The organism is Phaeobacter italicus, from assembly GCF_019801785.1.
GTDB lineage: Bacteria > Pseudomonadota > Alphaproteobacteria > Rhodobacterales > Rhodobacteraceae > Phaeobacter > Phaeobacter italicus.
Genome location: NZ_JAHVIJ010000006.1, coordinates 83167 through 101684 on the forward strand (window position 1 = coordinate 83167; position 18518 = coordinate 101684).

Below are 18518 nucleotides of genomic sequence, written 5' to 3' on the forward strand. Positions count from 1 at the left end.
CCTAGATACAGGTCACTGAAACAAAATCGAGATCCCGGTGGGAGAGTTCGGATTTTATCTCCTGCTGGTAGGCCGGGTTGGAAATGACGAGAAGGTCACCGGGCTTTGCGTCTTTGTAAAAATCTTCAGGGGCTCGTATCGCTGTTTTGGATCCTGGCAACCAACGACCTTGTTTGTCTGGGTTGATATCCACTGCGTATGGTACGACGTCTACCAGTCGATTGAGCCTGTTCGCATGCCAAAGGAACATACACCCCTTTGTTGCTGCTCCCCAGAAGTAACATTTCCCTGTATGTTGTGTCATTCCTTCCAGATTTATTATCTGTTTTGTCAGCGCAGGAAACAAATCGTCGAAGCTAACATCATCCCAGTTTTCGCCATCATACGCACTGGTGAATTGGGTGGTGGCTTCAGCAAGATTTGCGATGACGAACTGATATTGATCCGAGAAGCACAGGTTGGCCATCTTGGTCTTGCACCCGAATAGGGCGGAAAGTGCATATTGGCTAAAGTAGTTTACGTGCTCATAGGTGATGTCAAAAAAGGTATTGTTTTCCAGAATCCAGTCGAGATTTGGTACTTCAACGTAAATTTCAGCCTCGCCGAAGATCTTGGCTAGCATGGAAATAAAAGTATGAGGCTGCGGGATATGCTCTAAGACATGCCTTAGCACAACAATATCAGCTTCAATCCTATCATCTTCTTTCAGGTAGCGCTTTTCGATATAGGGAGCATTCCCTGTATAGGTGGTGTCAAAACCTCTGCAGACAAAGTGACCTGTGTCATTTGCTTTGTCGAGGAAATCGCCCTTGCCACAGCCAACTTCGACGAGGCGACTTCCAGCAGGATAACGGTCAATCAGAAGTTTGAGCACGTCATCCATGTGCTGGGAAAACTGAGTCGAGTGTGCCTGGCTATTCTCATAAGAGGCATCGTAGTAAGTTATGCTCGGATCAAACGATGCGTTTTCGACAAACTGCAGCCTTCTGTTCCGGCGCAATGTCATCGCACCGACCCGCTGCTCGTCATCTGGAGAAAGCAACGGGTTATTTGGGGTTGTCGGAAGAAGCAGGCAGGCCATGCAGAAAACTCTCAATTTGTCGAAAAGCAGTCTTTCAGTTTGACAGCATGATGGTGGCGTCTGCTCAATATTTGGTAAAATTCTGCACAGATTGTCGCTACAGGGCTGCGTTGAAGACGGAGTCGGTGTCGAGCAGGTATTGGGAGATGATGGGGCCGCTGGCGGCGCCGAGGGCGCGGGCGTTGGGGCCGATGGAGCCCTCTTCGATCCTGGGCAGGATCAGGCCGCGGGCGTCGAGGGTGGCAAGGGCGGCGCGGGTGCGCTGTACCAGCGTTGTGCGGATTGCGGCGGGCAGGGCTCCGTCGATCAGGATGGCCTCGAAATCAAACACGGCGCAGGTGGTCAGACTGGCACGGGCAATGGCCTCGGCGGCTTGATCCAGCCAGGGCTCTACTGCGGGTTCCAGCCCGCTCCAGTCCATTGGCTGTTGCCACAGGCGGTCCGGGTCTTCGCCCTGATTTGTGAGGCGCTGTTCGAGCAGGTGCATGGAGGCCACATCAAGGAGTTTTGCGTCCTTGCCGTCCTTGGTGATCGTGGGCAGCGAGCCAAGCGCACCTGCGTTGCCATGCGGGCCTTCCAGAACGCGGTGATTAAGCACCACGCCCCCGCCAATAAAGGCCGCAAGGTAGAAATAAGCATAGTCGCGATAGGCTTTGCCCCGACCGTAGATATGTTCGGCGCGGCAGGCGGCTGTTGCGTCATTTACGACATGGACGGGCAGATCGCTGAACCGGGAAATTTCCGCTGCGAAATCAAGTGATCTCCAGTCATCCAGCGCGGCCTTCGGGGCGTTGATCTGCTCGTGCCAGGTCCAGAGCTGGAAGGGGGTTGCGATGCCGATGCCGCAGATGCGGCTGATCTGATCGGCGGGCAGGGCGGTTTTGATCCGGGCCAGGCTGTCTTGCAGGAAATCAAACACCACCTGTGGGGTTGGATAGGGGTAGCGCAGGCGCAGTTGCTGGCGCACCGCACCACAGACATCAAGAAGCAGAACCTCGGCGCTGCGGCGGCCGATCTTCAGCCCGTAGGAAAACAACCCATCCGGATTGAGCCCCATCGGCACCGAGGGTTTGCCAACACGGCCGCGCTGCGCCTCACCGCGTTTCAGGAGCCCGTCGGTTTCCAGTTTGCGCAGGATGACCGAGACGGTCTGCGAGGACAGGCCGGTGCCACGGGCGAGTGCGCTGCCGGGCATGGGGCCGTTGCGTTGCAACAGGGACAGGATCAAGCGTTCGTTAAAAACCCGCACACCTGTCTGATTTACGCCGCCGCTGAGGGATCTGACTTGCTCTTGTTCCATGCGGCGGACCCTAATCACGGTTTGAGACATGAGAAAAGTGCGGATATCGACTTAATAAGTCAAGTTGATTTATATATTGACCCGAGCTGCAGAATCGTGGCTCCTATTGGGCAACGAGGCAGTCCGACGGCCTTGTTGGTTTATGAGTGATGCTGAGGGAGGACATCATGAAGAAATTGCTTTTGGGTACTGCATTGAGTTTCGCGGCCACGGCCGGGTCTGCATTTGCGGCAGAGGGTGTGACCGCCTGCCTGATCACCAAGACAGATACCAACCCGTTTTTTGTGAAAATGAAGGAAGGGGCCGAAGCGAAGGCCGCGGAACTGGGCATGACGCTCAAGTCCTTTGCGGGCAAGATTGACGGCGACCATGAAACCCAGGTGGCCGCGATCGAGACCTGCATTGCAGATGGCGCCAAGGGCATTTTGCTGACCGCCTCTGACACCTCGTCCATTGTGCCGGCGGTGCAGCAGGCACGGGATGCGGGCCTTGTGGTGATTGCCCTTGATACGCCGCTGGAGCCGATCGACGCGGCAGATGCGACCTTTGCCACCGACAATTTCCTGGCGGGTGAGCTGATTGGCAAATGGGCGGCGGCGAGCCTGGGCGATGAGGCTGCCAATGCCAAGATTGCCATGCTGGACCTTGCGGTAAGCCAGCCGACCGTGGGCGTGCTGCGCGATCAGGGTTTCCTGCAGGGGTTCGGCATTGATCTGGGTGATCCCAACAAATGGGGGGATGAGACCGATCCGCGCATTGTTGGCAACGATATCACCGCAGGCAACGAGGAAGGTGGCCGCCGCGCGATGGAGAACCTGCTGGCCAAGGATCCGATGATCAATGTGGTCTACACGATCAACGAACCTGCCGCTGCGGGTGCCTATGAGGCGCTGAAGGCGATCGGGCGCGAAAATGACGTGCTGATCGTCTCTGTCGATGGGGGCTGCCCTGGTGTGCAGAACATCAAGGACGGTGTGATCGGTGCGACCTCGCAGCAATATCCGCTGCTGATGGCGTCCAAGGGGATCGAGGCGATCAGCGCCTGGGCCTCTACCGGGGCAAAGCCGGAGCCGACACCGGGCAAGGCGTTCTTTGACACGGGTGTGGCGCTGGTGACCGATCAGCCTGCCGAAGGTGTGGAGAGCATCGACACCAATGAGGGCATGAACCTCTGCTGGGGGTAAGGCCGATGGACGGGGCGCAGCCTGCGGGGCCCCGTATCCCCGCTTGGTGATGGGGAGGGCGGCCCATTGAGGCCGCCCTTTTTTCCCGACGCAGGTTTGCCTGCACATGTTTCCCGGCACTGGCGGGCATCGAGACAGAAAACAAGGACTGACCCCACCGGTGCGTGGGTGATTTGGAGGATACCATGTCTACCCAGCAGAGCTATGAAGCCGCTGCCGCCGGTAGCCCGCAGGAAACGGCCGAGTTCGATCAGGGCCATCAGAGTTTCATCCAGAAATTCCAGCATCTTCTGCATGTGACGCCGTCGCTGGTGCCGCTCATCGTGCTGGTGCTGTCGGTGATCGTGTTTGGCCTGCTGTTGGGCAGCAAGTTCTTTTCCCCCTTTGCGCTGACGCTGATCCTGCAGCAGGTGGGGATTGTGGGCATCGTGGCCTGCGCGCAGTCGCTTGTGATCCTGACGGCGGGGATCGATCTGTCGGTCGGCGCCATCATGGTGCTGAGTTCCGTAGTCATGGGGCAGTTCACCTTTCGCTACGGCCTGCCGCCGGAAATCGCTGTTGTCTGCGGTTTGATCTGCGGCACCTTTTGCGGGTTCATCAATGGCTGGCTGGTGGCGCGGATGAAGCTGCCGCCATTCATCGTGACGCTGGGCATGTGGCAGATCGTGCTGGCGACGAATTTCCTTTATTCCGCCAATGAAACCATCCGCAGCCAGACCATCGCCGCCGAGGCGCCGCTGCTGCAGCTGTTTGGCGAAAAGATCAAGCTTGGCGGGGCTGTCTTTACCTATGGGGTGATTTTCATGGTGCTGCTGGTGATCCTGCTGGCCTATGTGCTGCGCCATACGGCCTGGGGGCGGCATGTCTATGCGGTGGGGGATGACCCTGATGCGGCAGAGCTGTCAGGCGTCAAGGTGAACCGCGTGCTGATCTCGGTCTATATGCTGTCGGGTCTGATCTGCGCCTTTGCCGGTTGGGCGATGATCGGGCGCATCGGCTCGGTCTCGCCGACCTCGGGTCAGCTGGCCAATATCGAGAGCATCACGGCGGTGGTGATCGGGGGGATCTCGCTGTTCGGGGGGCGCGGCTCTATCCTTGGGACGTTCTTTGGCGCGCTGATTGTCGGGGTCTTTACCCTTGGGCTGCGCCTGCTGGGGGCAGATGCGCAATGGACCTATCTGTTGATCGGCCTTCTCATCATTGCGGCGGTGGCCGTGGACCAGTGGATCAGAAAGGTATCGGTGTGATGGAACCCATTTTGAAAGCCCGCGGTCTGGTCAAACGCTATGGTCGGGTGACCGCATTGGATCACTGTGATTTTGACCTGATGCCCGGTGAGATCCTGGCAGTGATCGGCGACAATGGCGCCGGGAAATCCTCGCTCATCAAGGCGATCTCCGGCGCGGTGATCCCGGATGAGGGGGAGGTCTGGCTGGAGGGGCGCAAGGTGCAGTTCACCAGCCCCATTGATGCGCGCGAAGAGGGGATCGAGACCGTTTATCAGACCCTTGCGATGTCGCCTGCGTTGTCGATTGCGGACAATATGTTCATGGGGCGCGAGCTGCGCAAACCCGGCTGGCGGGGGAATTTGCTGCGGCAGCTGGACCGCGCCCGGATGGAGGAGATCGCCCGCGAAAAGCTGAACGAGCTGGGGCTGATGACCATCCAGAACATCAATCAGGCCGTCGAGACGCTCTCTGGCGGGCAGCGTCAGGGCGTGGCCGTGGCCCGCGCAGCGGCGTTTGGTTCAAAGGTGATCATTCTGGACGAGCCGACGGCGGCGCTGGGTGTGAAGGAAAGCCGCAGGGTGCTGGAGCTGATCCAGGATGTGAAATCACGGGGCATTCCGATCATCCTGATCAGCCACAATATGCCGCATGTGTTTGAGGTCGCGGATCGCATCCATGTGCACCGGCTGGGCAAGCGGCTGTGTGTGATCGACCCCAAGGCGCACAGCATGTCGGATGCGGTGGCCTATATGACCGGCGCGGCAGAACCTGCAGCGGAGCTCGCAGAGGTATGAGCAAGACCGACACGCTGACAGCCCTGTCGGATCTGGTCGACGCGGTGCAGGCACGGCCGCAACAGGCCGGGCGCGCGCGGCGTCTGGTGGCGCTTGCGGGGGCGCCGGGCAGCGGCAAATCCACCCTGGCCAGCCGTCTGACAGAGGCGCTATGTGCGGCAGGCACGCAGGCGGCTGTGGTGCCAATGGATGGGTTTCATCTGGACAACCGGCTGCTGGCAGAGCGCGATCTGCTGCCGCGCAAAGGGGCGCCAGAGACCTTTGATCAGCGCGGCTTTGCGCGGCTGGTGGCGGCCTTGGCATCTGATCGGGATGTGATCTATCCCATCTTTGATCGCTCTCTTGATCTGGCAATTGCCGGGGCGGGGGCTGTTGACGGGGCGTGCGAGGTTGCGGTTCTGGAGGGCAATTACCTGTTGTTTGACAGCGACGGCTGGCGCGATCTGGCGCCGATGTGGGATCTGTCGGTGCGGGTTGATGTGCCGCGCTCGGTGCTGCGGCAGCGGTTGGTGGAGCGGTGGCACATCCACGGGCTTGCCACCGCCGAGGCTGAGGCGCGGGCTGATGGCAATGATATGGTGAATGCCGACAGGATCCTGGCAGCGGCGCTGCCTGCGCAGATTACTTGGAAGGGACAGACTGAATGATTCTCTGTTGTGGCGAGGCGCTGATCGACATGATCCCGGCGCCTGTCGAAACGGCGGTGCCGCGTGTCGAAGGGGCGGCGGCGCAGATGGGGTTTGTGCCGCATTGTGGTGGCGCGGTCTACAACACTGCGGTGGCGCTGGGTCGGCTGGGGACTGGGGGCGCGATGCAGGCGGGGCTGTTTACCGGCCTGTCGAGCGATCTGTTCGGTCAGCAGCTGGTGGCGGCGCTGGATGCGTCCGGGGTCAATCACAGCCTGTCGGAGGTGTCTGCCCAACCCACCACACTGGCCTTTGTGCATCTGGTCGGGGGCCATGCCGAGTATCATTTCTTTGACGAGAACTCTGCCGGGGGGCATCTGCGTCCTGACCGTTTGCCGGAGCTGCCGGATGCGGTGGACACCCTGTTCTTTGGCGGGATTTCCCTGTGCAATGGCGCGGCGGCCGAGACATATGCAGCCCTTGCCGCGCGCGAGCGGGGGCGGCGCACGATCATGATCGACCCCAATGTGCGGGCGGGGTTTGCCAAGGACGAAGCGGCCTATCGCAGCAGGCTGGCGGCGATGGTGGCGGGGGCCGGTATCGTGAAAGTGTCGGATGAGGATCTGCATTGGATCTATCCGGGCGACGCCCCGATCGAGGCAAAGATCCGGCAGGTTCTCGCGGGGGAGGCAGGAACGGGGCCGGGGCTGGTGATCCTGACCCTCGGCGCCGAGGGTGCGCGGGGGATCCTGCGGTCCGGTCTTGAGGTCGCGGTGCCTGCGGTTTCGGCGGTTGTTGCCGATACGGTCGGGGCTGGGGACACGTTCAACGCAGGATTTCTGGCAGCGGCCCATGCGGCGGGTGTGCTGACAGATGCGGCGCGCGGCGACATCGCCGAAGAGCAGCTGCGGGCGTGCCTGGAGTATGGCGCCAAGGCGGCAGCTGTCACGGTGTCGCGGGCCGGTGCCAACCCGCCATGGCGCTCTGAGCTGGAGGGGTAAGGCGGAAAGCTGACAGGCCCTGAACGGTGAAGTGAAAACGCCGCCCTGCTGTGATCGGCAGGGCGGCGTTTTTCATGCTGTGTCAGTGGCTGGATCAGCGCGCCAGCTGGCTTGCGGCGCGGGCGAGATCGCGGATAGCGTCCCAATCTCCGGCTTCGACCAGTTTGCTTGGGGCCACCCAGCTGCCACCGGCGCAGACCACATTGGACAGCGACAGATAACTGTGTGCGTTATCCGGGCTTACGCCGCCGGTCGGGCAGAAGCTGATCTGTGGCAGCGGTGCGCCGATCGCTTTCAGGGCAGGCGCGCCGCCGGAGGCCTCTGCCGGGAAGAACTTCAGCATGTCATACCCCCGCGCCAGAAGCCGCATCGCTTCGGAGGCGGTGGCCGCACCGGGCAGCATGGGCAGGCCCTGTGCTTCGCAGGCATCCAAGAGGCTGTCTGTCGCACCGGGCGAGACGCCAAACTGCGCGCCAGCGGCAATGGCGCGGGTGACATCATCGGGGGTGACCAATGTGCCTGCGCCGACAACGCCGCCTTTGACCTTGGCCATTTCGGCAATCACCTCTAGCGCTGCGGGGGTGCGCAATGTGACCTCCAGCGCGGGCAGGCCGCCTGCGACCAGGGCCTCGGCAAGCGGGCGGGCGTGGGCCACATCATGGACCACCAGAACAGGCACGATCGGGGCGAGATTGCAGATCTCACGGGTGCGGATGCTGGCGTCTTTCGGGGTGATGGCCATGGTTCAGTCTCCGAATACGGTGGCGCCGGTGTCGGCGGAGGTGACAGAATTGCGGAACAGGGCGAACATCTCGCGGCCCGTGCCGTATTGATAGGCCGAAAGGTCCGCAACGACGGCCTCGCGCGCCAGAAAGCCCTCTTCCAGTACTTCCAGCTCGCCGGTTTCAGCATTGACGCGCAGCATGTCGCCGTCGCGGATTTTGGCGATGGGGCCGCCATCCAGGGCCTCGGGAACCACGTGGATTGCAGAGGGGATCTTGCCCGAGGCTCCGGACATCCGCCCGTCGGTGACCAGCGCCACCTTCTGGCCGCGCCCCTGCATGATGCCAAGGAAGGGCGTCATCGAGTGGAGTTCGGGCATGCCGTTGGCCTTGGGTCCCTGAAAGCGGACAACGATCACGACATCGCCCTTGTCCAGTTCCCCGGCCTTGAAGGCGGCTTTTGCCTCGTCCTGGTCATGGAACACGCGGGCGGGTGCCTCGACAACGCGGTGTTCGGGCGCGACGGCCGAGATCTTCATCACGCCGGTGCCAAGATTGCCGGTCAGCCGGGAGAGGCCACCTGTGTCCTGAAAGGGGTCGGACGCGGGGCGCAGGATCTTGTTATTGAGGGTTTCGCTGCTGCCCTTGCGCCAGGTGAGCGCGCCGCCGTCTAGGAAGGGTTCGTGGGTGTAGGCGTCCAGACCTTCGCCTGCGACGGTTTTAGTGTCATCATGCAGGAAGCCCGCATTGAGCAGCTCCCCGATCATGAAGCCAAGCCCGCCTGCGGCGTGGAAGTGGTTCACATCTGCCAGACCGTTGGGATAGACCCGCGCCAAGAGTGGCACGATATCGGAAAGATCCGCAAAATCCTGCCAGTCCAGAATGATGCCACCGGCACGGGCCATTGCGATCAGGTGGATCAGCAGGTTGGTGGAACCGCCCGTGGCCATCAGGCCGACGATGCCGTTCACATAGGCCTTTTCATCCAGAATATCGCAGACCGGCGTGTAGTGGTTGCCAAGGGCCGACAGGGTCAAGGCGCGCTTGCCGCCTTCGCGGGTCAGGGCGTCGCGCAGCTCGGTGCCGGGATTGACGAAGGAGGAGCCGGGCAGGTGCAGGCCCATGAACTCCATCAGCATCTGGTTGGTGTTGGCGGTGCCATAAAAGGTGCAGGTGCCGGGGCCGTGGTAGGCGGCCATCTCGGATTTCAGCAGCTCGTCCCGGCCGATTTCACCGGCGGCGAATTTCTGGCGCACCTTGGCCTTGTCGTCGTTGGAGATGCCGGATGTCATCGGGCCTGCGGGCAGGAACACGGCGGGCAGATGGCCAAAGACCTGGGCGCCGATCACCAGACCGGGGACGATCTTGTCGCAGACGCCGAGATAGACGGTGGCGTCAAAGACGTTGTGGCTGAGCGCAACACCTGTCGCCATGGCAATGGCGTCGCGTGAAAACAGCGACAGCTCCATGCCCGCTTCGCCCTGGGTGATGCCATCGCACATGGCCGGAACCCCGCCTGCAACCTGCGCAGTGCCGCCGATTTCGCGCACGGCTTCCTTGATCGCGGCGGGGTAGGTTTCAAACGGCTGATGGGCCGAGAGCATGTCGTTGTAGGCAGTCACGATGCCAAGGTGGCCTGCGGACTCGGTCGCGAGTTTCGACTGGTCCTGACCGGTGGCGGCATAGGCGTGGGCCTGACCGCTGCACGACAGATGTGCGCGGGCCGGACCCTGGGATTTTGCGGCGCGCATCCGTTCCAGATAGGCGGTGCGGGTCTTGGCGCTGCGGGTGATGATCCGTTCGGTGACGGCGGTAAGGGTCGCATTCAGTCGCATTCGGGTGCCTCTTTCAGTCAGCAGGTGCCTCAGGGGCGTAGGGTGGCCTTGGGCCGGGGTGGCCCAAGGAAAGAGCGGGACAGGCGGTTCAGTCGCCGATACCGCGCCAGCGGCGGCCGTCGCGGTGCATCAGGAGCAGCGCGTCCTCTGGTCCGGAGCTGCCGGGGTCATAGGGTTGGGGAACATCATTGGCCTCGCTCCAGCCTGCGATGATCGGGTCGGCCCAGGCCCAGGCGGCCTCCACCTCGTCACCGCGCATGAACAGTGTCTGATTGCCCCGGATCACATCCATGATGAGCCGCTCATAGGCGTCTTGCGGCCGGCCGGCCTCTGGCAGGCTGTCGGCAAAGGTCATGTCCAGATTGGCCCCCGTGAGGCGCATGCCGCCGGGGCCGGGATCCTTGATGGTGGTGCGCAGGGTGATGCCTTCGTCCGGTTGCAGGCGAATGACCAGCACATTGCCCTTGATGCCACCGGTGCCGGTGTCTTCGGCAAAGATGTTATGCGGCGGATCACGGAAGAACACGGCGATTTCCGACTCGCGCGCGCGCAGGCATTTGCCGGTGCGCAGATAGAATGGCGTGCCGGCCCACCGCCAGTTGGCGACCTCCACCTTCATCGCGATAAAGCTTTCGGTGGTGCTGTTGGGGTTGCCTGCGTGATCGCGGTAGGCTTCGCCGCTTGGGCCGCGATACTGGCCGCGGGCGATGGCCTCGGGTGCGACGGGGTTCAGCGCCTCGATCACCTTGACCTTTTCGTCGCGCACGGCGTTGGGGGTGAAACGGGCGGGGGGTTCCATCGCGGTGAGGCACAGAAGCTGCATCAGGTGGTTTTGCACCATATCGCGCATGGCGCCGGATTTGTCGTAGTATTCGCCACGCCCCTTGACCCCGATGCTCTCGGCCACGGTGATCTGCACGTGGTCGATGTGAGAGGAATTCCACAGCGGTTCAAACAGCGAGTTGGCAAAGCGCAGGGCCATCAGGTTCTGCACGGTTTCCTTGCCGAGATAGTGGTCGATCCGGTAGATCTGGTGTTCCTCGAAATTGGCCCGCAAGGCGGCGTTCAGCGCCTGCGCCGAGGCTAGATCGTGGCCGAAGGGCTTCTCTAGCACAATGCGGCTGTCGGGGGTGGCGATCCCGGTAGAGCGCAGTCGGCCTGCGATGTCGGGGAACAGGCTGGGACCGACCGACAGGTAGAAGGCGCGCACGACGTCATCGCGCAGATGGGTTGCAAGCGTGTCCCAGCCGTTTTCGCCGCGCGCATCCACTGCGGTGTAATGCAGCATGTCCTGAAAGGCGGTGATTTCCTCTTCGGTGATCTCGCCTGCCTGCCCGAAGGTGCGGATGGCATCGGCCACCATGTCCTGAAATCCCTTGCGGTCCATTTCGCTGCGCGAGGCCCCGATGATGCGGCAATCATCCGCGAATTGGCCGATCTGGAAGCGGTGGAACAGGCTGGGCAGGATCTTGCGGCGGGCAAGGTCTCCGGTCGCGCCAAACAGCACGAGGTCAAAGGACTGGACGGGAATGACGCGGGAAACCATGGCTTTCTCTCTGTCGGCTGAGGAATGGAGGGGGCGGCGGGGATCAGGTGAGTTTGGACAACAGCCCGCGGGTGGAGCCGTCTTTGGTCTCGTGGGCGTCGGCCGGGGCGGAGCCATCGACCAGCGGCAGCAGGCTGACGGCGAGTTCCTTGCCCAGTTCCACACCCCATTGGTCAAAGGAGTTCAGCCCCCAGAGCACGCCTTCGACAAAGACGCGATGTTCGTAGAGCGCGATCAGCTGGCCGAGCACGAAGGGCGTGAGTTTGGGATAGGCGAGGGTTACAGACGGGCGGTTGCCTGCAAAGGACAGATGTCCTGCCATCTCTTCCAGCGCCTCACCGGTGAAGCCGCGTTTGGCGGCGATGGCGCGGGCGTCCTCGCGCGAGCGGCCAAGCATCAGCGCCTCGGATTGGGCGAGGCAGTTGGCGACCAGCAGCCGGTGGTGATGGGTCAGATCCGCCTCATGGGCCTCGGCGGCGATGAGGAACTCGGCTGGCACCACACGGGTGCCCTGATGCAGCAGTTGATAAAAGGCGTGCTGGCCATTTGTGCCGGGCTCTCCCCAGACGATGGGGCCGGAGGCGCGGGGCAGGGGGCTGCCATCCAGCGCGACGCTCTTGCCGTTGCTTTCCATGTCTAGCTGCTGGAGATAGGCGGGGAAGCGGGACAGACGCTGATCGTAGGGCAGGATTGCGCGGCTGTCGTAGCCGCAGATGTTGTTGTGCCAGATGCCGACCATTGCCAGCATCACCGGCAGGTTATCGCGGAAGGGCGCGGTGCGAAAATGAGCGTCCATTGCTGCGGCGCCTGCCAGAAACTCGCGGAAGTTGTCCGCCCCGATGGCGATCATGATCGGCAGGCCAACCGGCCCCCAAAGGGAGTATCGCCCGCCCACCCAATCGGCAAAGCCAAAGACCCGTTCGGGCGCGATCCCGAAGGTGGCGGTCTTGTCGAGTGCGGTGGAGACGGCAGCCAGATGTTCGGGGGTTTTGTCACCGAGCGTTGCCTGCAGCCAGCGGATGGCTGTTTCGGCATTGGTCATCGTTTCAATGGTGGTGAAGGTCTTTGACGCGACGATGACCAGGGTTGTCTGCGGGTCCAGCCCCTTTAGCGTGTCAGCGATATGGGCCCCATCCACATTGGACACGAAATGGCAGGCAGGTCCGTCGTGATAGGGGGCCAAGGCGAGGGTGGCCATCGCCGGACCAAGATCTGAACCACCGATGCCGATGTTGATCACATCGGTGAATTTTGCGCCGGTGCTGGAGCGGATGGTTCCGGTGCGGATGGCTTCGGCAAAGCTCTCCATCTGTTGGAGGGTGTGGCGGATGGCGGGCAGAACATCGTCACCATCGACCTTGATCGCCGTGTCGGCAGTGGCGCGCAACGCGGTGTGCAGAACGGCGCGGTCTTCGGTGGTATTGATCTTCTCGCCGCGGAACATGGCGCTGATGCGATCCGCGAGCCCTGCTTCGGCTGTGAGATGTTCCAGAAGGTCCATCGCCGTGGCGTCGAGCGCGGTTTTGGAGTAATCCAGCAGGAGACCGTCGGTTTCGGCCGAAAACGTCTCGAACCGGTTTGCCGTGTCAAACAGCGACAGGATCGGCACCCCCGCGGTATCTGCGCGATGCTTGGCCAGCTTCTGCCAGGTCTGGGTCATGGTCCGTCTCCGTTGTCTCATGCGGCGGAGGGCGCGAATCACCCGGTCCGCTCCTGCGCACTAGTTAGCGCTAACATGATCGTTTGTAACGCCCTAATATAGCAGTTCTCCAACTACGACAAAGTTAGTAGGCAAGTTATCTGTGTCCATGCCTTTGATCGGGTGTTGCGCTTGCGGTGCTGTTACGCCGCCTATCGCGGAGCGGGAGTTTGGTAAGGTTTTTCCCGCTTGCCATCGTGGCAGGGATGGGGAACTTGGCCCCATGACCGAGTTCAACTGTCCCAATTGCGGCGCGGGGCTGCCTGTTGCCCTCAAGAGTATTCGCCAGATGAGCTGCTCCTCCTGCGGGACGAGTGTCTTTTTGTCCGCAGGTCAGGCGCTGGCGGCGGGCGACAGTGGGGTGATGCATGACGCGCCGTTGCTGTTTCATCTGGACGATCAGGTCATGGTGGAGGGCGTTGCGCTGCATATTCTGGGACATGCGCGGTTTTCCTATGGACGGGGCACCTGGGATGAATTCTGGGCGGTTGCCCCGGATGAGGCGCGATATTGGCTGTCGGTCGATGAGGGGGACGTGATCCTGCAAAGCCGCATTCCGGGCGATCTGGCGCCGGTGATCGCCGGCTGGCCGCGATTGGGTACGGAGTTTGCCCATAAGGGGCGCAACTACACCGCTACGGAAACGTCGGAAGCCGAGTGCATTGCCGTGCGCGGCAGTTTCGATGAGCGTATCGCGGTGGGGGATCGCCAGCGCTATGTCAATTTGCAGGGCCCCGATGGCCTGCTGTTGTCACTGGAGCAGGACGAGGACGGCGAGACGTGGTTTCAAGGGCGTTGGCTGGATCCGTTTGAAATCGCGGGGCGTCAGACATGAGCCGCGCTGCAGATCTTTTGGCGGTGAACTGCACCGCATGTGGCGCGGGGCTCGACGTGCTTGGCGGTGGGCGGGTGATTGTCCATGTCTGCCCCTATTGTGGCACCGCTCTGGATGCGGTGGAGGGCTATCGCGCCCTGCGCAAATTCAACGAAACGCCCCGTCCGGACACGATGCTGGAGATCGGTCAGAGCGGCGAGATTTTTGGCGTTCGCTATACCGTGATCGGTCTGTTGCAGCTGGAGGAGCGCTGGGGCGGGCGGACTTGGCAGTGGATCGACTACCAGATCTTTTCACCCACACATGGCTATGCCTGGCTGACATTCGAGCAGGGCGAAGTGATCTTTACCCGCCGCCATCGCAGCGACTGCTGGCTGTCGGCGCATAGCGCAGAGACGGCAAATTCGCGCCTCAGCGTCTGGGAGCGTGGGCGCCGCTATGTGTATTACGAGACCTCCAACAGCCGGGTGATCTATGCCGAAGGGGAATTCACCTGGGTGCCGCGCAGCGACAAGGTGACATCCTCTGTCAGCGTGCTGCATCTGGCCATGGACGGGCGCAGCCGGGCCGAGGCGAAAAACGCGGGGCCTGCGGACTGCGTACCGTCTATGCTGACGTTTTCCAAAAGCGGGATGGAGCGTGAGGTGTACCACTCTGTCGCGTTGGACAAATACGCCTTTGCCGAGAGCTTTGGCTGTTCTATGCCGCGATCCTACCGGATGCATCCTTTGTCGCCCATGCCGCGCACTCCCAACGGCAAATTTCTGATCTGGCTGGGCCTTGCGGGGGTGGTGCTGAGTGCAGGCATCGGTATGTCCCTTTCGGCTGTTTCGGGGGATCTGGTGCTGCCCGGGCAAACTGTGCGCGCTGCGGACCTGCCGCGAGAATTCACCTTCGAGGTGGAAAACGCCGGAGATCTGGTCAGTGTTGATTTGCGGGGCAACGGAAGTAACAGCTGGGCCACCTATGAGCTGGAGCTGACCGACCCGGAGGATCAGCTTCTGTTTTCGGCTGCGCGGGGTGTGGAATATTACTATGGCCGCGAAGGCGGGGAAAACTGGAGCGAAGGCGACAACGCCGCGCAGCTGAAATTCCATGCGCCTGTTGCGGGCAGCTATACGCTGGGGCTCTACCCGGATGAGAGCGGCATCTGGACAAACCCCAAAGGCGGGCCCGCGCCCCAGCAGCAGTCGGAAATTCGCATTCGCGCGCATAGCGGTCTGGCGTCCGGCTTTGCGCTTTACATGCTTGCTCTTGGCTTTGCCCTGCTGGCGGCTTTTCCGGGCGGGCGGCATCTGCTGAACCGCAAGATGCGGATGGCTGGCAGCGATTGGGAGGACGAGGATTGACCCGAACCATATGGCTGAAAAACCAGCAGGATCTGCCGTCTCGGCATGGCGCTGCCTGTGAGGGACGCAGATGACCGCATTTCGAATTTTCATGTGCCTGCTGGCGGCGATTGCCATTGGCAGCGCCACCTATGTCGCGCGCACCGGTTACGGTGGTGCGAGCTCTGACCTGACCGCCTCTATCCGGGCGGCAAGCGCAGGCAATGCCCTAAACAGAAGCGTGAAGTAACGCGAAAGAGGATCCTATGGACTATTTTGCAGCTGTGCAGCTGGCTGAGATCATCAGCACCGTCGTCTACACCTTTGTTGGTGTCTCTCTCATGTGGATCGTGTGGAAAGTGCTGGACTGGATGACGCCCTTTCCCATCCTGAAGGAAATCGAACAGGATCAGAATGTGGCGCTGGCCATTGTCATCGGATTTTTGTTTGTGGCGATTTCCATCATCATCGCGGCCGTCATCCTGTCATGAGCCACGTCGCAGATCAGGCCCGGATGCGGGCGCTTTGGCTGTTGGCTGCCACCTTTCTGGTGGCGGTTTCGGGCCTGATCTACGAACTGATTGCGGCAACCCTGTCCAGCTATCTTCTGGGAGATTCCGTGCGCCAGTTTTCCATGGTGATCGGGGTGTTCCTGTCCGCGATGGGGGTTGGTGCCTGGGCTTCGCGCTTTGTCGGGCAGGCGATGGGGGGCTTCATCTGGGCGCAGATCCTTCTGGGGCTGGTGGGCGGCTTCATGGCGCCGGTGGTGTTTTACAGCTACGCCTGGGCAGGCAGCGTGTCGCTGCCGCTGTTTGGGCTGCTGATTGCGACCGGTGTCCTGTCGGGGATGGAGATCCCGCTGATTGCGCGGGTGCTGAAAGAGGTGGGCGCGCCGCAGTTCCGGTTCGAGAACGTCCTGAGCGTTGACTACATCGGCGCGCTGGCGGCCTCGCTTGCCTTTCCGCTGTTGATTGTCCCGCATCTGGGGCTGATGTCGGCGAGCCTTGCGTTCGGGGCGCTGAACCTTGCCGTTGCGGGGGTGTCGTTGTGGCTGTTTCGCAAGGATGCAACGCGCCAGCAGGTTGGCGTCTGGGCGCTGACCTTTGTGCTGACCATCGTGGGTTTGGTGCAGGCAGAACGGCTGGTTTCGGTGGCCGAGGCGAGCCTTTATGAGGATGATATCATCCTGAGTGAGGCCACGCCGTATCAGCAGATCACAGTCACCCGCTACCGCGATCGGGTGCGGTTGTTTCTGGATCATTCCATTCAGTTCGATACGCTGGATGAGTATCGCTATCACGAGATGCTGGTGCACCCTGCGCTGGCGTTGGCGCCGCGGCGGCGGTCTGTGCTGATCCTTGGAGGTGGCGACGGGATGGCGGTACGCGAGGTACTGCGCTGGCCCGATGTCGATGCGGTGACGCTGGTCGATCTTGATCCGCGAGTAACCGAGCTGTTTCGCGACCATCCACAGCTTGCCCCGCTGAACGATCATGCGCTGCAGGATGCCAGGGTCGCGGTGGTGACTGCGGATGCCTGGAGCTTTGTCGAGCAGAGCAATGCCCTGTTTGACGTGGTTCTGGTGGATCTGCCGGATCCGAAGAACCTGGCGCTGTCTAAACTCTATTCCCGCCAGTTCTATGGCGCGCTGGCCGAACGGCTGAGCGGGCAGGGCATTGTTGTCACGCAGGCCGGCTCGCCCCTGTTTGCGCGCGAGGCTTACTGGTCGGTTGCCAACACGCTGGCGGCTGCGCGCAACCCCCAGCAGCCGGGCGAGGGGCTCTTTGTGCGGCCCTATCACACCTATGTGCCAAGCTTTGGTGCCTGGGGCTTTGTGATGGCCAGCCAGTCGCCGCTGCGCGACCGCGACCTGATGTTGCCTGACAAGCTGCGCTATCTGAGCGACGAGATCTGGCAGGTCGCCCAGGTTTTCAGCGCGGATATGGCAAAGGTGCCCGCAGAGGTGAACTCTATCCAGTCTCATGCGCTGGTTGGCTATTATCTGGACGGCTGGGCCGCGTGGTTCGAGTAGATCGGCGTTGACCGGCTGCGACGCCTGCGCGCATCGCCGGTATTTTTGATCAAATTCATTGCCGCCGCCGTGGGCCATGGGCTAAGTCTCTGACAGACTACGAGGGGGCGCTGGGCCCGTGGAGCTGGGGAGGGATCCATGACACCGCTTGCAGGACTGAAAGTTGTCGAACTCGCGCGGATTCTGGCGGGACCGTGGATCGGGCAGTCGCTGGCTGATCTGGGGGCGGAGGTCATCAAGGTCGAAAGCCCGGAGGGCGACGACACGCGCCGCTGGGGCCCTCCGTTCATTGAGCGTGATGGCGACAAGACCGCTGCCTACTATTATGCTGCGAACCGTGGCAAGACCTGTGTGACTGCCGATTTTCGCACCGAAGAGGGCAAGCAGACGGTGCTGGATTTGATCCGGGGCGCCGATATCCTGATCGAGAATTTCAAGGTGGGCGGGCTGGCGAAATACGGGCTCGACTATGACAGCCTGAAGGAAATCAATCCGCGCCTGATCTACTGTTCGGTCACAGGCTTTGGGCAGGATGGCCCTTATGCTGCGCGGGCGGGCTATGATTTTCTGTTGCAGGGCATGTCCGGGCTGATGTCGATCACCGGTGCGCCAGATGGTGAGCCACAGAAGGTTGGTGTGGCGATCACGGATATCGTCACCGGGCTCTATGGTACCATCGGCATTCTGGCGGCAGTGGAGCAGCGCCATAGCACCGGGCGCGGACAGCATATCGACATGTCGCTGTTGGACTGTGCCACGGCTGTGCTGGCCAATCAGAACATGAACTATCTGGCCACCGGCACCAGCCCGACACGAATGGGCAATGAGCATCCCAATATTGCCCCTTATCAGGTGATGGCGGTGCGCGACGGCCACGTGATCCTTGCTGTTGGCAATGACGGTCAGTTTGCGCGTCTGTGCGAGGTTCTGAATATGGCCGGGCTTGCGGCTGATCCGCGTTTTGCCTCGAACCAGCTGCGGGTGGCCAACCGGGGGGATCTGACCCCGATGCTGGCGGCGGCGCTGGCGCAATGGGGGCAGGCGGATCTGTTGGCGGCGCTGGAGGCCGCGACCGTGCCTGCGGGACCGATCAACACCATCGGGCAGGCGTTTGACGACCCGCAGATCCAACACCGCCAGATGCAGATCGCGCCCGAAGGGGTGCCGGGTGTGCGGGGCCCTTGGGTGTTTTCCGATGCGGAGCTGGCGCTGGAGAAATCCGCGCCGATCTTGCCGGGCAGCACAGACTAGGCCTGCGGGGGGTATTGCCAGCACCGGCTGGCGGATGTCGCGGCTGGGCGAGACG

The 18518-nt window shown here is 61.8% G+C and carries 17 protein-coding genes; 11 read left to right on the plus strand and 6 right to left on the minus strand.

Going from position 1 to position 18518, the window contains the following annotated elements; genetic code table 11:
* Nucleotide 1: 1 nt before the first annotated feature.
* Together KUV39_RS15145 and KUV39_RS15150 are read right to left on the minus strand one after the other, a co-directional pair.
* Nucleotides 2–1081, minus strand: coding sequence for a class I SAM-dependent methyltransferase (locus KUV39_RS15145; RefSeq protein ID WP_222460198.1), 1080 nt, complete (start codon nucleotides 1079–1081; stop codon nucleotides 2–4).
* Nucleotides 1082–1178: 97 nt separating this feature from the next.
* The gene (locus KUV39_RS15150; RefSeq protein WP_222460199.1) at nucleotides 1179–2381 is read right to left on the minus strand and encodes an ROK family transcriptional regulator; all 1203 of its coding nucleotides are present in this window, start codon (nucleotides 2379–2381) and stop codon (nucleotides 1179–1181) included.
* A gap of 167 nt (nucleotides 2382–2548) precedes the next feature.
* On the opposite strand from KUV39_RS15150, the gene KUV39_RS15155 reads away from it, so the two are divergent.
* The 5 genes from KUV39_RS15155 to KUV39_RS15175 all read left to right on the plus strand — a co-directional run bounded on the left by KUV39_RS15155 (nucleotide 2549) and on the right by KUV39_RS15175 (nucleotide 7215).
* Nucleotides 2549–3565 carry a sugar ABC transporter substrate-binding protein gene (locus KUV39_RS15155; protein WP_037303086.1) on the plus strand — a complete coding sequence of 339 codons (1017 nt, stop codon included), beginning with the start codon at nucleotides 2549–2551 and terminating at the stop codon, nucleotides 3563–3565.
* A gap of 185 nt (nucleotides 3566–3750) precedes the next feature.
* Entirely contained in the window at nucleotides 3751–4812 is a 1062-nt protein-coding gene (locus KUV39_RS15160; protein ID WP_008563236.1) for an ABC transporter permease, read from the plus strand.
* Nucleotides 4812–5588 carry an ATP-binding cassette domain-containing protein gene (locus KUV39_RS15165; protein WP_222460200.1) on the plus strand — a complete coding sequence of 259 codons (777 nt, stop codon included), beginning with the start codon at nucleotides 4812–4814 and terminating at the stop codon, nucleotides 5586–5588. Before KUV39_RS15160 ends, KUV39_RS15165 begins: the two co-directional genes overlap by 1 nt.
* Nucleotides 5585–6235, plus strand: a complete 651-nt coding sequence (locus tag KUV39_RS15170) for a nucleoside/nucleotide kinase family protein (protein ID WP_222460201.1) — start codon at nucleotides 5585–5587, stop codon at nucleotides 6233–6235. Before KUV39_RS15165 ends, KUV39_RS15170 begins: the two co-directional genes overlap by 4 nt.
* Nucleotides 6232–7215, plus strand: a complete 984-nt coding sequence (locus tag KUV39_RS15175; protein WP_222460202.1) for a carbohydrate kinase family protein — start codon at nucleotides 6232–6234, stop codon at nucleotides 7213–7215. Before KUV39_RS15170 ends, KUV39_RS15175 begins: the two co-directional genes overlap by 4 nt.
* A gap of 94 nt (nucleotides 7216–7309) precedes the next feature.
* Here the strand turns inward: KUV39_RS15175 and eda are convergent, their stop codons facing one another.
* The 4 genes from eda to pgi all read right to left on the minus strand — a co-directional run bounded on the left by eda (nucleotide 7310) and on the right by pgi (nucleotide 12978).
* On the minus strand, nucleotides 7310–7957 hold the full coding sequence (gene eda, locus KUV39_RS15180; protein WP_222460203.1) for a bifunctional 4-hydroxy-2-oxoglutarate aldolase/2-dehydro-3-deoxy-phosphogluconate aldolase: 648 nt from the start codon (nucleotides 7955–7957) through the stop codon (nucleotides 7310–7312).
* A gap of 3 nt (nucleotides 7958–7960) precedes the next feature.
* On the minus strand, nucleotides 7961–9772 hold the full coding sequence (gene edd / locus KUV39_RS15185) for a phosphogluconate dehydratase (RefSeq protein WP_222460204.1): 1812 nt from the start codon (nucleotides 9770–9772) through the stop codon (nucleotides 7961–7963).
* 88 nt (nucleotides 9773–9860) lie between these two features.
* The gene (gene zwf / locus KUV39_RS15190) at nucleotides 9861–11318 is read right to left on the minus strand and encodes a glucose-6-phosphate dehydrogenase (protein ID WP_222460205.1); all 1458 of its coding nucleotides are present in this window, start codon (nucleotides 11316–11318) and stop codon (nucleotides 9861–9863) included.
* A gap of 43 nt (nucleotides 11319–11361) precedes the next feature.
* Entirely contained in the window at nucleotides 11362–12978 is a 1617-nt protein-coding gene (gene pgi / locus KUV39_RS15195; RefSeq protein WP_222460206.1) for a glucose-6-phosphate isomerase, read from the minus strand.
* A 262-nt stretch (nucleotides 12979–13240) separates the two neighbouring features.
* Between pgi and KUV39_RS15200 the strand changes: the two genes are divergently transcribed.
* From KUV39_RS15200 to KUV39_RS15225, 6 genes are all read left to right on the plus strand, one after another.
* The gene (locus KUV39_RS15200; RefSeq protein WP_222460207.1) at nucleotides 13241–13852 is read left to right on the plus strand and encodes a DUF4178 domain-containing protein; all 612 of its coding nucleotides are present in this window, start codon (nucleotides 13241–13243) and stop codon (nucleotides 13850–13852) included.
* On the plus strand, nucleotides 13849–15201 hold the full coding sequence (locus tag KUV39_RS15205; RefSeq protein ID WP_008562013.1) for a DUF4178 domain-containing protein: 1353 nt from the start codon (nucleotides 13849–13851) through the stop codon (nucleotides 15199–15201). Before KUV39_RS15200 ends, KUV39_RS15205 begins: the two co-directional genes overlap by 4 nt.
* Before the next feature lie 70 nt (nucleotides 15202–15271).
* Entirely contained in the window at nucleotides 15272–15430 is a 159-nt protein-coding gene (locus KUV39_RS15210) for a hypothetical protein (RefSeq protein WP_008561785.1), read from the plus strand.
* Between the two features lie 16 nt (nucleotides 15431–15446).
* Nucleotides 15447–15671 (plus strand): DUF350 domain-containing protein, encoded by a 225-nt coding sequence (locus KUV39_RS15215; protein ID WP_008562343.1) that lies wholly within the window; start codon nucleotides 15447–15449, stop codon nucleotides 15669–15671.
* A complete protein-coding gene (locus tag KUV39_RS15220) occupies nucleotides 15668–17212 on the plus strand; it encodes a polyamine aminopropyltransferase (RefSeq protein ID WP_222460208.1) in 1545 nt (514 codons plus the stop codon). The genes KUV39_RS15215 and KUV39_RS15220 overlap by 4 nt, the downstream gene beginning before the upstream one ends.
* A gap of 138 nt (nucleotides 17213–17350) precedes the next feature.
* On the plus strand, nucleotides 17351–18463 hold the full coding sequence (locus KUV39_RS15225; protein WP_222460209.1) for a CaiB/BaiF CoA transferase family protein: 1113 nt from the start codon (nucleotides 17351–17353) through the stop codon (nucleotides 18461–18463).
* The last annotated feature ends 55 nt before the right edge of the window (nucleotides 18464–18518 follow it).

Coding starts and splice junctions, on each gene's coding strand:
- KUV39_RS15145 (WP_222460198.1), bottom strand. CDS start 1,081: ATGGCCTGCCTGCTTCTTCCGACAACCCCAAATAACCCGTTGCTTTCT.
- eda (WP_222460203.1), bottom strand. CDS start 7,957: ATGGCCATCACCCCGAAAGACGCCAGCATCCGCACCCGTGAGATCTGC.
- KUV39_RS15205 (WP_008562013.1), top strand. CDS start 13,849: ATGAGCCGCGCTGCAGATCTTTTGGCGGTGAACTGCACCGCATGTGGC.
- KUV39_RS15170 (WP_222460201.1), top strand. CDS start 5,585: ATGAGCAAGACCGACACGCTGACAGCCCTGTCGGATCTGGTCGACGCG.
- KUV39_RS15215 (WP_008562343.1), top strand. CDS start 15,447: ATGGACTATTTTGCAGCTGTGCAGCTGGCTGAGATCATCAGCACCGTC.
- KUV39_RS15225 (WP_222460209.1), top strand. CDS start 17,351: ATGACACCGCTTGCAGGACTGAAAGTTGTCGAACTCGCGCGGATTCTG.
- KUV39_RS15200 (WP_222460207.1), top strand. CDS start 13,241: ATGACCGAGTTCAACTGTCCCAATTGCGGCGCGGGGCTGCCTGTTGCC.
- KUV39_RS15160 (WP_008563236.1), top strand. CDS start 3,751: ATGTCTACCCAGCAGAGCTATGAAGCCGCTGCCGCCGGTAGCCCGCAG.
- KUV39_RS15155 (WP_037303086.1), top strand. CDS start 2,549: ATGAAGAAATTGCTTTTGGGTACTGCATTGAGTTTCGCGGCCACGGCC.
- KUV39_RS15150 (WP_222460199.1), bottom strand. CDS start 2,381: ATGGAACAAGAGCAAGTCAGATCCCTCAGCGGCGGCGTAAATCAGACA.
- pgi (WP_222460206.1), bottom strand. CDS start 12,978: ATGACCCAGACCTGGCAGAAGCTGGCCAAGCATCGCGCAGATACCGCG.
- KUV39_RS15175 (WP_222460202.1), top strand. CDS start 6,232: ATGATTCTCTGTTGTGGCGAGGCGCTGATCGACATGATCCCGGCGCCT.
- KUV39_RS15165 (WP_222460200.1), top strand. CDS start 4,812: ATGGAACCCATTTTGAAAGCCCGCGGTCTGGTCAAACGCTATGGTCGG.
- KUV39_RS15220 (WP_222460208.1), top strand. CDS start 15,668: ATGAGCCACGTCGCAGATCAGGCCCGGATGCGGGCGCTTTGGCTGTTG.
- KUV39_RS15210 (WP_008561785.1), top strand. CDS start 15,272: ATGACCGCATTTCGAATTTTCATGTGCCTGCTGGCGGCGATTGCCATT.
- zwf (WP_222460205.1), bottom strand. CDS start 11,318: ATGGTTTCCCGCGTCATTCCCGTCCAGTCCTTTGACCTCGTGCTGTTT.
- edd (WP_222460204.1), bottom strand. CDS start 9,772: ATGCGACTGAATGCGACCCTTACCGCCGTCACCGAACGGATCATCACC.